Source organism: Oceanobacillus sp. B139/18 (genome assembly GCF_055524595.1).
The window spans coordinates 95,988-110,027 of record NZ_JBVFXI010000003.1 but is presented as its reverse complement, the minus strand read 5'-3'; the positions used below and the strand labels follow the sequence as shown (position 1 = coordinate 110,027).

General features: G+C 42.7%; 12 protein-coding genes. All 12 read left to right on the top strand.

Going from position 1 to position 14,040, the window contains the following annotated elements:
* The 12 genes from sufD (at window position 1) to cysI (ending at window position 13,973) form a co-directional block, all read left to right on the top strand.
* On the top strand, window positions 1-1,311 hold the full coding sequence (gene sufD / locus ACZSMY_RS10975) for a Fe-S cluster assembly protein SufD (protein ID WP_042530562.1): 1,311 nt from the start codon (window positions 1-3) through the stop codon (window positions 1,309-1,311).
* Window positions 1,311-2,534 (top strand): cysteine desulfurase, encoded by a 1,224-nt coding sequence (locus tag ACZSMY_RS10970; protein WP_212928770.1) that lies wholly within the window; start codon window positions 1,311-1,313, stop codon window positions 2,532-2,534. Before sufD ends, ACZSMY_RS10970 begins: the two co-directional genes overlap by 1 nt.
* Complete coding sequence (gene sufU / locus ACZSMY_RS10965; RefSeq protein ID WP_042530566.1) at window positions 2,521-2,949, top strand: Fe-S cluster assembly sulfur transfer protein SufU; 429 nt, start codon at window positions 2,521-2,523, stop codon at window positions 2,947-2,949. Before ACZSMY_RS10970 ends, sufU begins: the two co-directional genes overlap by 14 nt.
* 38 nt (window positions 2,950-2,987) lie before the next feature.
* Window positions 2,988-4,385, top strand: a complete 1,398-nt coding sequence (gene sufB / locus ACZSMY_RS10960; RefSeq protein WP_193063583.1) for a Fe-S cluster assembly protein SufB — start codon at window positions 2,988-2,990, stop codon at window positions 4,383-4,385.
* A gap of 273 nt (window positions 4,386-4,658) precedes the next feature.
* Window positions 4,659-5,645, top strand: a complete 987-nt coding sequence (locus tag ACZSMY_RS10955) for a TraB/GumN family protein (protein WP_193063585.1) — start codon at window positions 4,659-4,661, stop codon at window positions 5,643-5,645.
* Window positions 5,646-6,380: 735 nt separating this feature from the next.
* Complete coding sequence (locus ACZSMY_RS10950) at window positions 6,381-6,506, top strand: YezD family protein (RefSeq protein WP_226894844.1); 126 nt, start codon at window positions 6,381-6,383, stop codon at window positions 6,504-6,506.
* Between the two features lie 116 nt (window positions 6,507-6,622).
* Window positions 6,623-7,336, top strand: coding sequence for a phosphoadenylyl-sulfate reductase (locus ACZSMY_RS10945; protein WP_465147781.1), 714 nt, complete (start codon window positions 6,623-6,625; stop codon window positions 7,334-7,336).
* A gap of 45 nt (window positions 7,337-7,381) precedes the next feature.
* Window positions 7,382-8,527, top strand: coding sequence for a sulfate adenylyltransferase (gene sat, locus ACZSMY_RS10940; protein WP_193063588.1), 1,146 nt, complete (start codon window positions 7,382-7,384; stop codon window positions 8,525-8,527).
* Between the two features lie 28 nt (window positions 8,528-8,555).
* Window positions 8,556-9,632: an anion permease gene (locus ACZSMY_RS10935; RefSeq protein WP_465147780.1), complete on the top strand. Its 1,077-nt coding sequence runs from the start codon at window positions 8,556-8,558 to the stop codon at window positions 9,630-9,632.
* A 57-nt stretch (window positions 9,633-9,689) separates the two neighbouring features.
* The gene (gene cysC / locus ACZSMY_RS10930) at window positions 9,690-10,298 is read left to right on the top strand and encodes an adenylyl-sulfate kinase (protein ID WP_193063590.1); all 609 of its coding nucleotides are present in this window, start codon (window positions 9,690-9,692) and stop codon (window positions 10,296-10,298) included.
* A gap of 82 nt (window positions 10,299-10,380) precedes the next feature.
* Window positions 10,381-12,219 carry an assimilatory sulfite reductase (NADPH) flavoprotein subunit gene (locus tag ACZSMY_RS10925; RefSeq protein WP_193063592.1) on the top strand — a complete coding sequence of 613 codons (1,839 nt, stop codon included), beginning with the start codon at window positions 10,381-10,383 and terminating at the stop codon, window positions 12,217-12,219.
* A gap of 20 nt (window positions 12,220-12,239) precedes the next feature.
* On the top strand, window positions 12,240-13,973 hold the full coding sequence (gene cysI, locus ACZSMY_RS10920; RefSeq protein WP_193063594.1) for an assimilatory sulfite reductase (NADPH) hemoprotein subunit: 1,734 nt from the start codon (window positions 12,240-12,242) through the stop codon (window positions 13,971-13,973).
* Window positions 13,974-14,040 lie beyond the last annotated feature (67 nt).

Here is a 14,040-nt window from a genome sequence, read left to right as displayed (position 1 = left end):
ATGACTGTAGAAACAAAGCTTTCATTCAATCAAGAATATATCCAGGCATTTTCCAAAGAACGAAATGAACCCGGCTGGATGGCTACGCTTCGTTCCAAAGCTTTGGAAATGGCTGATTCGCTAGAAATGCCAAAACCAGATAAAACAAAGATTTCAAACTGGAATTTTACAGATTTCCAGCATTCCTATAAAGAAGCGGCAAAAATCGCTTCTCTTGATGAACTGCCTGAAGAATTAAAAGAATACTTCGATGAAGATGCCAGCATGGAGAATCTATATATTCAGCGTAATCAGACAGCTGCATATAACAGCCTTGCGCAGAAGCTTCAGGATAAAGGGGTTATTTTCACAGATATTTTTACAGCAGTCAGAGAGCACAGCGAGCTGGTTGAAAAATATTATATGAATGATGCAGTTGCTGTTGATCAGAACCGTTTAACAGCGCTTCATGCAGCACTGATGAACGGCGGCGTATTTGTATATGTTCCTAAAAATGTACAGGTGGAAGAACCGCTTCAAGCAATCTTCTGGCAGGAAGATAACAGCAGCGCATTATTGAATCACGTGCTTGTTGTAGCAGAAGAAGGCAGCTCATTAACCTATGTAGAAAACTATATTTCTCATAATGATACAGAAGAAAACGTTGCGAACCTTGTAACGGAAGTATTTGCGCATGATAACGCACAGGTTGCTTACGGTGCAGTAGATAACTTTGCTGCCGGCACAACTACGTATGTGAACCGTCGCGGTGTTGCTAAACGTGATGCAAGAATTGACTGGGCACTTGGACAAATGAACGATGGAAATACGGTTTCTGAAAACATTACCTACCTTATGGAGGATAATTCAGCTTCCGAAGCAAAAGCAGTATCTGTCGGACGCGGAAAGCAGACACAGAACTTCACGTCAAGCATTCGCCAATTCGGAAAAGAAACCGATGCGTATATTTTACAGCGCGGTGTGATGAAGGGTTCTGCCTCTACGATTTTCAATGCTATCGGTAAAATTGAACATGGCGGCACAAAATCGAACTCTGAGCAGGAGTCCCGTGTATTGATGCTGAGTGAAAAATCCCGTGGAGATGCCAATCCAATTCTTCTTATTGATGAGGATGACGTAACAGCAGGTCACGCTGCTTCTGTAGGCCGTGTGGATCCGCTGCAAATGTATTATCTTATGAGCAGAGGGTTAGAGCGTGAAGAAGCAGAACGCCTGGTTATTCATGGTTTCTTGGCTCCTGTGGTAGCTCAAATTCCAATTGAGTCAGTACGTAAGCAATTAACACAAGTGATTGAAAGGAAAGTTTATTAATGGATATCAAGGCCATTAAAGAACAATTTCCAATCCTTCAACAGGAAGTAAATGGACACCCCTTAGTATATTTGGATTCTTCTGCGACGTCGCAAAAGCCGATTCAGGTGATTGAAGCGGTGAATGATTATTATAAGCAAAATAATTCCAACGTTCATCGCGGGGTCCATACCCTCGGGTCAAGAGCAACCGATCAATACGAAGGAGCACGCGAAAAGGTCCGGGAGTTTATCAATGCGGGAAGCACGAAAGAAATTATCTTTAACCGGGGTACCACCGCGGGACTCAACTTGGTAGCATCAAGCTATGCCAGAGATAACGTCGGCCCGGATGATGAAATAGTGATTACGCCAATGGAGCATCATAGTAATTTGATACCGTGGCAGCAGGTTGCTAAAGTAACTGGAGCCCGTCTGGTATATCTGCCATTACAGGAAGACGGCTCGATTTTATTAGACGATGTAAAGAATATAGTGAATGAAAAAACAAAAATCGTTGCGATAACACATGTTTCCAATGTTCTTGGAACGATTAACCCAATAAAAGAAATAGCCGAAATTGCACACCAGCATCAAGCTGTGATGGTTGTGGATGGCGCACAGGGTGCTCCACATATCAACGTGGATGTGCAGGATATCGATTGCGATTTCTATGCTTTCTCAGGGCATAAGATGTGCGGGCCGACCGGCATTGGCGTTCTTTATGGGAAGCAGGAGCTTTTAGAAAACATGGAGCCGATTGAATTTGGCGGAGAGATGATTGATTTTGTAAATCTATACGATTCTACATGGAAGGAGCTGCCTTGGAAATTCGAAGGCGGTACACCTATCATTGCAGGAGCAATTGGACTTGCAGCAGCAATCGACTTTCTTCAAGAAGTCGGTCAAGATGAAATACTAGCTCATGAAACAGAGCTGGCAGCCTACGCACTGGAACAGATGCGCACCATCGATGGTATTCAGCTCTATGGACCGGAGAAACGAGCCGGGCTGGTTACGTTTAATCTGGATGATGTACATCCGCATGATACAGCAACCGTGCTTGATGCAGAAGGAATCGCTGTTCGTGCCGGACATCATTGTGCTCAGCCTTTGATGAAATGGCTGGATGTAACAGCAACAGCCAGAGCGAGTTTCTATCTTTATAATACCAAAGAGGATATTGACCTTTTAGTAGCTGGGCTGTTAAAGACAAAGGAGTATTTTGGGAATGGCTTTGAATAACCTCGATACACTTTATAGACAAGTTATTATGGATCATTATAAAAATCCGCGTAACAAAGGAACCCTGGAGAAAGAATCTGTGACAGTAGATATGAACAATCCGACCTGCGGGGATCGTATTCAATTACAATTAGATGTACAAGATGGCATTGTAAAGGACGCGAAATTCCAGGGAGAAGGCTGTTCGATCAGTATGGCATCCGCATCGATGATGACACAGGCAATCAAGGGAATGGAAGTGGAAGCAGCATTGAAAATGTCAGAAGCCTTCTCTGAAATGATGTTAGGACATGACGTCGATTCAGAGGAGATGGGAGATATTGAAGCACTTCAGGGAGTTTCCAAATTTCCTGCACGGATCAAATGTGCAACACTCGCTTGGAAAGCCATGGAAAAGGGTGTACACAACGAATAAGACAGAGCTTTTAATCTGTCAGAGGGAGGTTATTAACAATGGCAAAAAATATGCCGGAAATGGAAGAGTATAAATATGGATTTCACGATAAAGACGTATCTATTTTCCGTACAGAAAAAGGATTAACGCCAAATATTGTTAAAGAAATTTCGAAAATGAAGGAAGAGCCGCAGTGGATGCTGGATTATCGCTTGAAGGCACTGGAGCATTTCTATAGCCGTCCAATGCCGCAATGGGGCGGAGACCTTACAGGTTTAGACTTCGATGAGATTGTTTATTATGTAAAACCTTCTGAGAAACAAGGCAGAACATGGGATGAAGTGCCTGATGAAATCAAGCAGACGTTTGATAAATTAGGTATCCCGGAGGCAGAACAAAAATATCTTGCCGGTGTATCTGCACAGTATGAATCAGAAGTTGTTTACCACAGCTTGAAAGAAGATCTTCAAGAGCTTGGCATCGTCTTTAAGGACACAGATACAGCACTTAAAGAAAATGAAGAGCTGTTTAAAGAATATTTTGGTAAGGTTATTCCTTACTCAGACAATAAGTTTTCTGCATTAAACTCGGCAGTTTGGTCCGGCGGCTCATTTATCTATGTGCCAAAAGGCGTGGAAGCAACAACGCCATTACAAGCTTACTTCCGTATTAACTCTGAAAATATGGGACAGTTTGAACGTACGCTGATTATTGTAGACGAAGGCGCATCTGTACACTATGTCGAAGGCTGTACAGCACCTGTTTATACAACGAACTCGCTTCACAGTGCTGTTGTTGAGATTATTGTTAAAAAGGATGCCTACTGCCGTTATACAACGATTCAAAACTGGGCAAATAACGTTTATAATCTGGTTACGAAACGTGCGACCTGTGATGCGAATGCAACCATGGAATGGATTGACGGAAACATTGGTTCGAAGTTAACGATGAAATATCCTGCTATCCTGCTCAAAGGAGAAGGCGCACGCGGAAATACGCTTTCTATCGCTTTAGCTGGAAAAGGACAATTACAGGATGCTGGTGCGAAAATGCATCACTTGGCTCCAAATACGTCTTCTACCATTGTTTCGAAGTCTATCTCTAAACAAGGCGGAAAAGTATCTTACCGCGGACTGGTACACTTTGGACGTAAAGCAGACGGAGCTCGTTCCAATATTGAGTGTGATACGCTGATTATGGATAACGAGTCTACTTCAGATACGATTCCGTACAATGAAATTCTAAACGACAACATTTCCTTAGAGCACGAAGCAAAAGTTTCGAAAGTATCTGAGGAACAGCTCTTCTATCTAATGAGCCGCGGCTTATCAGAGGAAGAAGCAACAGAAATGATCGTTATGGGCTTCATTGAACCATTTACAAAAGAACTTCCAATGGAATATGCGGTTGAGATGAATCGATTGATCAGCTTCGAAATGGAAGGTTCTATCGGTTAAGTATGCTAAAAAGATTGAATAAAAAAAGTGGCTTCTGTGGAAGTCACTTTTTTTTGTACATTGATGCGTATGATTTATATGATAAAAAGTATTTTAGTAAACGAGTTTGTACATAAATAATCATTCTTAGTAAATCTTTAGGAGCAATTCTTTGTGAGTAAAATATAGAATTATTTCAAAAGCTTTCCAAATACTCAAGTTATTCTGTTAGAATGAACGTATTGTATTTTTTATAAATAAAAATGATGAGGCAGACTAAGGAGGAAAATGGGAATGAAAAAACTTTTATTAGCATTATTCACGCTTCTGCTTGCTGGTATGCTTACGGCATGCAGCGGGGATGAGGACGCGTCTGAAACAGAAAATCCTGCAGAGGAGCCGGCAACAGAAGAGGATGAGGCTGGTGCTGATGAAGCAGAGAAAGAAGAAGCAGAGAGCGGTGAAGGAAAAGGCGGTTTCTTATGGAAGGTAGAATCCGGTGATACCGAAATGTACTTACAAGGAACCATCCATTTAGGAACGGATGACTTTTATCCATTAGATCCAGCGATTGAAGAAGCGTTTGACAGTGCGGATGTGGTACTGCCAGAATTTAATCTGCTGGAGGAAATGCCAGCTCAGGAAGAGGTCTTAGAGTATGCCATGCTGGAAGAGGGGACAACATTGGAAGATGAACTTTCCGATGAGACATATGAAGAGCTTGCTTCTATTTTTGAAGAGAATGGATTAGATTTGGAAACAATGAATGAATTTCAGCCATGGTTCGTAGAGATGATGCTGCTTGAATTTACAACCATGTCCAGCGACGTTGATTCACAAGAAGCTGTTGATTTATACTTCCTTGAAAAAGCAACAGAGGATGAGAAGGAAATTATTTCATTAGAAAGTGCAGAGGAACAATTTGAAGTGCTGAGCGGTTATTCGATGGAAACGCAAATACAGACATTGGAACTAGCGATTGATGGCTATGAAGAGGCTCCAGAAGAGATGGAGGAGCTTGCTGAAGCTTGGCTTGAAGGAGACATTGAAGCGATGGAAACGATGTCTGATGACTATGGAGAAGCTGGAATCAATGCGGAGTATATGGAAGAATTAAATGATAACCGGAATATTGACATGGCAAATAGCCTGGATGATATTTTACAGGAGGATAGCGGTCAGGTGTATTTTGTTTTCGTAGGCACAGCACACTTTACCGTAGAACCAAGTATTATCACAGAGCTTGAAGACAAAGGCTATGAAGTGGAGCATGTGTATTAAGGAAAATTTGTCAGCTTAAAGTAAATTAACTTTTTAGGCACGAAATAGTGGCTTGGAGCGAAACCATTCGCAGTGTGAGCCATTATTTCGTGTTTTTTATTAAAATATAATAACTGAAAAAGTGTCTTTTTTGAAAATAAATCATATCATTAAGATAAGAATACTTTTTTATGAAGTTTGATAGTATAATAAGTAATTAATCAAAAAGAATTGAAGCTCATATAAAGTTTTTTAAAGAGTAAGAAATAAAATGTTAAGGATAGCCGCTCCAACGGGTTTCATGGGGTGAGTAATCTTAGGTCCCAGAAATACACTAAGCTTTCGGTGGGCCCCGAGCTCAGCATTCTTTAAAGAAGACTTGCTGATTGGCAAGCCGACAGGCGCAGACAGAGCTAAAGTCACGCTTATTTCCTGCGGGGTTCTTCCCACAGGGGCTGGGACTGCGGTTACTCGCCCCACCCAAAACCATTGCGATTACTCGCCCCATCGAAAAACGTCGCAGCGGACATCTCTTTGGCAAGGGCACCGATGTTTTAAAGACAAAGTGATTTTCCTGGTTTTTTAACAGAAAATCAAAGCAATTTTCATTACATTTAAAAATTTTTAAATGAGTGATTGACAAAAGGCAGAAATATGGATAGAATACTAATAAATCTTATCAAATTACAGGGAATTGAACTTCCTCAAGCAACGAAAAATAATTAGGGGGAAGATAACATGTCAAAAGAGCATGAAATGGATGATTTTTATGTGAAGTTGAAGGAATTATTAAATGACTTGAATTATGGCACCATAACGATTGTGGTTCAAGATGGAAAGGTAATCCAATTAGAGAAAAATGAAAAAGTAAGATTAAAGTAAACACGAAAAAACACTGCTGACTAGACAACTAGAGGCGGCGTTCTGTTCAGAAGAAAATCTGGAGGAGCGGCGTCTTTTTTAATGGTCAAGTATTATCTGAGAAAGAAGGTTTATGCATGCAATTAACCTATCAAAAAGCTGCGGCAGAGGATTATGAATCTCTGAATCAAAAGCTTAAAAAGAAAGACAGCCTGGAGATATTGAAATGGGCATATCAGACCTATGGTGATGAGCTTGTCTACGCCTGCAGCTTTGGGGCGGAAGGTATTGTTTTGATTGATATGATCCATAAGGTAAAAAAAGATGCTGTCATCGTTTTTCTGGATACCGATTTTCATTTTAAAGAAACCTACGAACTCATTGATCGAGTAAAAGAACGGTATCCGAGTTTACGGATTGAAATGACGAAACCGGAGCTGACACCGGAGGAGCAGGCGGAAGTTCATGGTCCTGAGCTATGGAAGGTGAATCCTGATTTATGCTGCAGCATTCGTAAGCTGATTCCTTTGGAGCAGCAATTAAATCAACACACTGCCTGGATATCCGGCTTACGGCGGGAGCAATCCCCCACAAGAGCTAATACGGAATTTGTTAATCAAGACAGACGGTTTCACTCGATTAAAATTTGTCCTTTGATTCATTGGACAGAAGAAGAAATCTGGATGTATATCCGTCTGCATCAGCTGCCTTATAATGAGCTTCATGATAAAAATTACCCGAGCATTGGCTGTGAACATTGTACAAAAGCGGTGTTGGCAGGGGAAGACGCAAGAAGCGGCAGATGGGCAGACACAAACAAAACAGAATGCGGCTTACATCTGGATAAATAAGCAATCTAGCCAGGATGAAATTGAATATTATTGGAGGTAAACGTTATGACAACCATTGCTCCACATGGAGGAACATTGATTCAACAGTATGAGCCAGACTATGATACACAGGGAATCACACAGGAAATAGAGCTGGATTCCTTTGCTCTTTCCGATTTAGAGCTGATTGGTATTGGGGGATTCAGCCCGTTAACAGGTTTTATGGGAAAAGCAGATTACGAATCGGTAGTCAGCGATATGCGCCTAGCAGATGGAACGGTTTGGAGTATACCAATCACATTGCCAATTTCAGAGACAGCAGCAAACACATTGGAAATCGGAACACGCGCTAAGTTAACTTTTAACAACGAAGTGTATGGTGTCATCGATATTACCGAGGTGTATGAACCAAATAAATGGAAAGAGGCAAAACAGGTATACCGGACGGATGATCAGGCGCATCCAGGTGTGAAGAAGCTGTTTGAACGTCCTGATTATTATGCAGCTGGTCCAATTACATTAACTAAGCGGCTGCAGCGTGATCGTTTTCAAGCCTATTATCTCGATCCAAAAGAAACCAGAGCGCATTTTGAAAAACAAGGCTGGAAAAAGGTAGTCGGCTTTCAAACGAGGAATCCGGTTCACCGGGCTCATGAATATATTCAGAAATCAGCACTCGAAATTGTGGATGGGTTATTCTTAAACCCATTGGTAGGAGATACGAAAGCAGATGATATTCCGGCAGATGTCAGAATGGAAAGCTATGAAGTGCTATTGTCCAAATATTATCCGCGAAACCGGGTATTTCTCGCTGTATTTCCAGCAGCGATGCGTTATGCCGGGCCAAGAGAAGCGATTTTTCATGCATTAGTCCGAAAAAATTATGGCTGTACCCATTTTATTGTCGGGCGCGACCATGCAGGGGTAGGCGACTATTATGGAACCTATGATGCGCAGGTTATCTTCCAGCAATTTTCAGAAGAAGATCTCGAGATTACGCCATTATTTTTTGAGCATAGCTTTTATTGCAAAGCATGCGGGAATATGGCATCGACGAAAACATGTCCTCATGACAAAGAAAGCCATGTGATCTTGTCTGGAACAAAGGTACGAGAGATGTTGACCAATGGAATTACTCCACCTCCTGAATTCAGCCGGAAAGAGGTTGTCGAGGTGCTTATCCGGGGGATGCAGCAGCAAGCAAGTGTGTAAGTAAGAAAGAGAGAGGTGTTTTAGAATTATGCTGGTTGCTGTTGCTTTTATAATTGCTTTATTTTTTGCGATGAACATTGGAGCCAGCGGAACGGCTGCTTCGATGGGGCCGGCTTATGGGAGCGGTGCTATCCCCAAGAAAAGAACGGCAATGATCCTGGTTAGTATTTTTGCTTTATTGGGCGCCTTATCTGGAGGCGAGGTTGTCCGCACGATTGGAAATGGAATCATTTCCCCGGGGGTCCTTGATGTAGAAATTGTCATTATTATTTTAGCGGCAGCTTGTCTGACTTTATTCTTTGCCAACGTATTAGGAATTCCGCTATCTACGAGTGAAGTGGTTGTCGGTGCAATTATTGGAGCAGGTATCGCTTATCAGGCACTCCTATTCGATCAGTTGATTATCATCATTGCATTTTGGCTGATTACTCCTATTACCGCTTTTTTGCTTGGATTGGTGTTAGGGAAATGGATACGCTATGCGGAAAATCGCTGGAAGGAGCTTACAGAGCTTGGTAAATGGAAAAAACCACTGGCTTTTTTGCTCATCGCGGCCGGCTGTATCGAGGCATATGCTGCTGGAATGAATAATGTAGCTAATGCTGTCGGCCCGTTAGTTGGTGTCGGGCTGCTTGATGTGACTATGGCAGTATTGCTTGGCGGACTTTTCGTATCTCTTGGAGCAGTGTTACTGGGAGGCCGCGTGTTAGAAACAAATGGGAAAAAAATTACGCGGCTGTCCTTGCTGCAGGGGAGTGCTGTTTCTTTGACGGGAGGCAGTCTGGTGATAACGGCATCCATTTTTGGCTTGCCGGTGCCGCTGACACAAATAACAACCTCTGCCATCGTTGGCGTTGGAACAGCAGACAAAGGATTTCAAATGTGGCAGCAGAGCATTGTGAAACAAATTATTAAAGTCTGGGTTGTTTCACCGATTATTTCATTAGTACTGTCGTACGGTCTTATTCTTTTATTTAAAACAACGGATTATTATACGCTTTTCGTAATCCTTTCCGTTTTTATTGCCACAGCAGGTGTCTACAGTCTTTATTTGTCTACAAGAGCAGAGCGTCGTTCCACGTATGACGAAGGCGGAGGCATTTAATGTGTTAAACCTTAGTAAATACATCAGAATGAACAGTTATAGAAGGATGGTGTTTATTTGAAACAAGAAACAAAACATATCGTTTGGCATGATACTGCTGTACAGAAACAAGAACGGCAGCAGAGAAATCAGCATAAAAGCTGTATTTTATGGTTTACCGGACTTTCCGGAGCAGGGAAGTCAACACTAGCTAATGCATTGGAGCATCGTTTATTTGAACAAGGTTTAAACAGCTATGTGCTGGATGGCGATAATGTCCGGCACGGCCTGAATAAAGGACTTGGCTTCGGTGAAGAAGATCGAAAGGAAAATATCCGCCGAATCGGCGAGGTGGCGAAGCTGTTTGTAGATGCAGGGTTGATTGTCTGCACAGCATTTATTTCTCCATTTGCAGAGGATCGAAATCGGGTGAGAGCGCTGGTTCAAGAGGATGAATTTGTGGAAATTTATGTACGGTGCTCCTTAGAAGCCTGTGAAGACCGTGATCCGAAAGGGTTGTATAAAAAAGCACGTACAGGAGAAATCAGTAATTTTACCGGTATCAGTTCTCCTTATGAGGAACCGCTGCAGCCGGAATTGGTTGTTGATTCCGACCAGCATTCTATTGAAGCATGCGTTGATCAGATGATTGCATTCTTACGAGAAAGAAATTATTTGCCAGATTAATAGGTTCGCATAACACATTAAGAAGATATTTAATTTGAACACATCCTTTAAATTTAAAATTAATTTTGAGAGGTAGATAGCGTTGCAATTTCAAGTGAATAATAGTCCATTTAATCAAGAGCAGGTTGAGCTGCTCAATCGTCTATTTCCAACATTGACGGAAACTCAACAAATATGGCTTGGCGGTTATCTTTCTGCTTTACAAAATGCCGGCGCCGCCCCGGCTGCACCTGTCGCAGAAGCAGTCACAGCGCAATTGCCAACCGCTGCTGTAACAGAAGCTTCCCCGGTAGAGGTGACGGTTCTTTTCGGGTCACAGACAGGGAATTGTCAAGGATTGGCAACAGAGGTGTCAGGAAAGCTAAAAGAAAAAGGAATGAAGGTTACCCTTGCCTCTATGGCTGATTTTAAACCCAATAAGCTGAAAAACCTTCAAAACCTGCTGGTTGTAATCAGTACACAGGGAGAAGGAGATCCGCCGGATACAGCGCTTCAATTTCATGAATTTCTCCACGGACGCCGGGCTCCAAAGCTGGAGGACTTGAATTATTCCGTATTGGCGCTCGGAGACAGCTCTTATGACCTTTTCTGTGAAACTGGCAGACAGTTTGATGAGAGATTGGCAGAATTGGGAGGAAATCGAATTATCGACCGTGTGGATTGTGATTTGGATTATGATGAAGCGGCTGAGGAATGGCTGGAAAATGTATTAAATAAGCTGTCTGAGTCACAGGAAACGGCTCAGGCTCCGACAATAGCTGAAGCAGCTGCTGCCGTAGAAACACAAGCTTCCGCATTTTCAAGAACGAATCCATTTGAAGCAGAAATCTTTGAAAGTCTGAATATAAATGGGCGCGGCTCGAATAAAGAAACCTATCATATGGAATTGTCGCTGGAAGGGTCGAACCTGGAGTATGAACCAGGAGACAGCATTGGAATTTATCCTGAAAACGATCCGGTCATTGTCGAAGAGCTTATCAAAGAAACAGGGTGGGCTCCGAATGAGCTGATTCCAGTGAATAAAAAAGGGGATGAAGTTCCTCTGCAAGAAGCATTGCAAAAAAATTATGAAATCACTGTACTGACAAAGCCATTGCTGAAAAAAATAGCGGAATTCACACAAATTCCGGAATTACAGCAATTACTGGAGCAGGGGAACGAAGAAGCGGTAACAGAATATATATACGGACGTGATTTATTAGATTTGATTCGTGATTATCAGATAAAGGATCTTCCGGCAAAGGAATTTATTGCGCTGTTACGAAAAATGCCACCGAGACTATATTCTGTAGCAAGCAGCTACAAAGCAAATCCGGAGGAGGTTCATTTGACGGTTGGAGCAGTACGTTACCAAACTTATGGCAGAGAGCGGAGCGGCGTTTGCTCTGTGCAATGCGCAGATCGAAAAGAGCCGGGGCAGACCCTTTCCGTTTATGTTCATAAAAACCCGAATTTCAAGCTGCCGGCTGATCCGGATAAACCAATTATCATGATTGGCCCGGGAACTGGAATCGCCCCATTCCGCTCCTTCGTAGAAGAACGTGAAATAATGGAAGCAAACGGAAAGTCATGGCTGTTCTTTGGAGACCAGCATTTTGTTACCGATTTTCTTTATCAGACAGATTGGCAGCGCTGGTTGAAGAGCGGCGTTTTATCTAAAGTAGATGTGGCTTTTTCGCGGGATAAAGCAGAAAAAGTCTATGTACAGCATCGTATGCTGGAGCAAAGCAAGGAGCTTTATGAATGGCTGAAAGAAGGCGCAGTCGTCTACGTATGCGGTGATGAGAAAAACATGGCAAGTGATGTCCACGATACGCTAGTGACTATCCTGGAACGGGAAGGAAATCTCAGTACAGAAGATGCGCAGCATTATTTAATGGAGATGCAGCAGGAGAAACGCTACCAGCGGGATGTCTATTAGTAAGTAAAGGAGAATCAGAAATGTCAGATAGTAAAACAGTTCATAAACCGGTCCATATTCAGGATGGACCGCCAAGCGATGTAGAAAGAATCAAAAAAGAGAGTAATTATTTACGCGGGACATTGGAAGAAACGCTGAGTGATCCGTTAAGTGCAGGTATCCCGGATGACGATAACCGGTTAATGAAATTCCATGGAAGCTATTTACAGGATGACCGGGATCTGCGTACCGAACGGCAGCGGCAGAAGCTTGAGCCTGCCTATCAATTTATGGTGCGGGTCCGTGTACCCGGAGGAGTTGCTACACCGGAGCAATGGCTGGTTATTGATGAATTGGCTAACACCTACGGGAATCAGACGATTAAATTGACTACCAGACAGGCGTTTCAGATGCATGGCATTTTAAAGTGGAATATGAAAGCAAGTATCAAAGGGATTAATGATGCTTTGATGGATACCCTTGCAGCCTGCGGAGACGTTAACAGGAATGTTATGTGTAATCCTAACCCGGATCAATCGGAGGTGCATGCAGAAGTCCACGAGTGGTCAAAAGTATTGAGTGACTATTTATCTCCGCGCACAAATGCGTACCATGAAATTTGGCTTGATGGGGATAAGGTGGTTGATTCTAAAGAAACTGATGAAGTAGAGCCAATGTATGGAACGGTTTATCTGCCAAGAAAGTTTAAGATTGGAATTGCAGTTCCGCCATCCAATGATGTAGATATCTTTTCGCAGGATTTAGGTTTTATTGCTGTTCTGGAGGATGGACAGCTTCAAGGATTCAATGTATCGGTTGGCGGCGGTATGGGCATGACACATGGCGATACCAATACGTATCCGCAGCTGGGAAGAGTGATTGGTTTCTGTAAGCCGGACCAAATCACGGATGTTGCTGAAAAAATCATTACCATCCAGCGGGATTATGGAAACCGTTCCGAACGAAAATACGCACGTTTTAAATATACGATTGATGCCAGAGGGATTGATTGGCTTAAAAATGAGCTGACGGAACGTTTAGGCTGGCAGCTGGACGAAGCACACGACTTTCATTTTGACCATAACGGCGACCGCTATGGCTGGGTGAAAGGGACGAAGAATCGCTGGAATTTTACGCTTTTTATTCAAAATGGACGTATTCAGGATAAAGAAGACTATCAGCTGATGACGGGACTGCGGGAAATTGCCAAAATTCATACCGGAGATTTCCGTTTAACGGCAAACCAAAACCTGGTAATCGGAAATGTCACCAGTCAGAAGAAAAAGGAAATCATCGCACTTATCGAGCAGTATGGACTGTCAGATGGAAAGGAGCAATCTGCATTACGCCGTAATTCCATGGCTTGTGTTGCTTTTCCGACCTGCGGCTTGGCGATGGCTGAATCAGAGCGTTATCTGCCTTCCTTGATTGAGAAACTGGAAACACTGCTGGAAGAAGAAGGGCTACGTGATGAAGAAATTGTCATTCGGATGTCTGGCTGCCCGAACGGATGCTCACGAGCAGCATTAGGAGAAATTGGCTTTATTGGGAAAGCCCCAGGAAAATATAATATGTATCTAGGAGCAGGATTTGCCGGACAGCGTTTAAGCAAGATTTACCGGGAAAGCATTGGAGAAAAAGAAATTTTAGAAACGCTGCAGCCGATTATTCGGCATTATGCAAAGGAACGTCTGGATGGCGAACACTTCGGTGATTTTGTAGTTCGAAAAGAGTATGTGAAGGCTGTTACTTCTGGAGTAAACTTTCATGATTAAACGTTTTAAGGTTGAAAACTTTAAAGAAGAGACAGGGCTGCGGTTATCGCCCTGCTCTTCTTTAACT

Coding starts and splice junctions, on each gene's coding strand:
- sufD (WP_042530562.1), top strand. CDS start 1: ATGACTGTAGAAACAAAGCTTTCATTCAATCAAGAATATATCCAGGCA.
- sufU (WP_042530566.1), top strand. CDS start 2,521: ATGGCTTTGAATAACCTCGATACACTTTATAGACAAGTTATTATGGAT.
- cysI (WP_193063594.1), top strand. CDS start 12,240: ATGTCAGATAGTAAAACAGTTCATAAACCGGTCCATATTCAGGATGGA.
- ACZSMY_RS10955 (WP_193063585.1), top strand. CDS start 4,659: ATGAAAAAACTTTTATTAGCATTATTCACGCTTCTGCTTGCTGGTATG.
- ACZSMY_RS10945 (WP_465147781.1), top strand. CDS start 6,623: ATGCAATTAACCTATCAAAAAGCTGCGGCAGAGGATTATGAATCTCTG.
- ACZSMY_RS10970 (WP_212928770.1), top strand. CDS start 1,311: ATGGATATCAAGGCCATTAAAGAACAATTTCCAATCCTTCAACAGGAA.
- sat (WP_193063588.1), top strand. CDS start 7,382: ATGACAACCATTGCTCCACATGGAGGAACATTGATTCAACAGTATGAG.
- ACZSMY_RS10950 (WP_226894844.1), top strand. CDS start 6,381: ATGGATGATTTTTATGTGAAGTTGAAGGAATTATTAAATGACTTGAAT.
- ACZSMY_RS10935 (WP_465147780.1), top strand. CDS start 8,556: ATGCTGGTTGCTGTTGCTTTTATAATTGCTTTATTTTTTGCGATGAAC.
- sufB (WP_193063583.1), top strand. CDS start 2,988: ATGGCAAAAAATATGCCGGAAATGGAAGAGTATAAATATGGATTTCAC.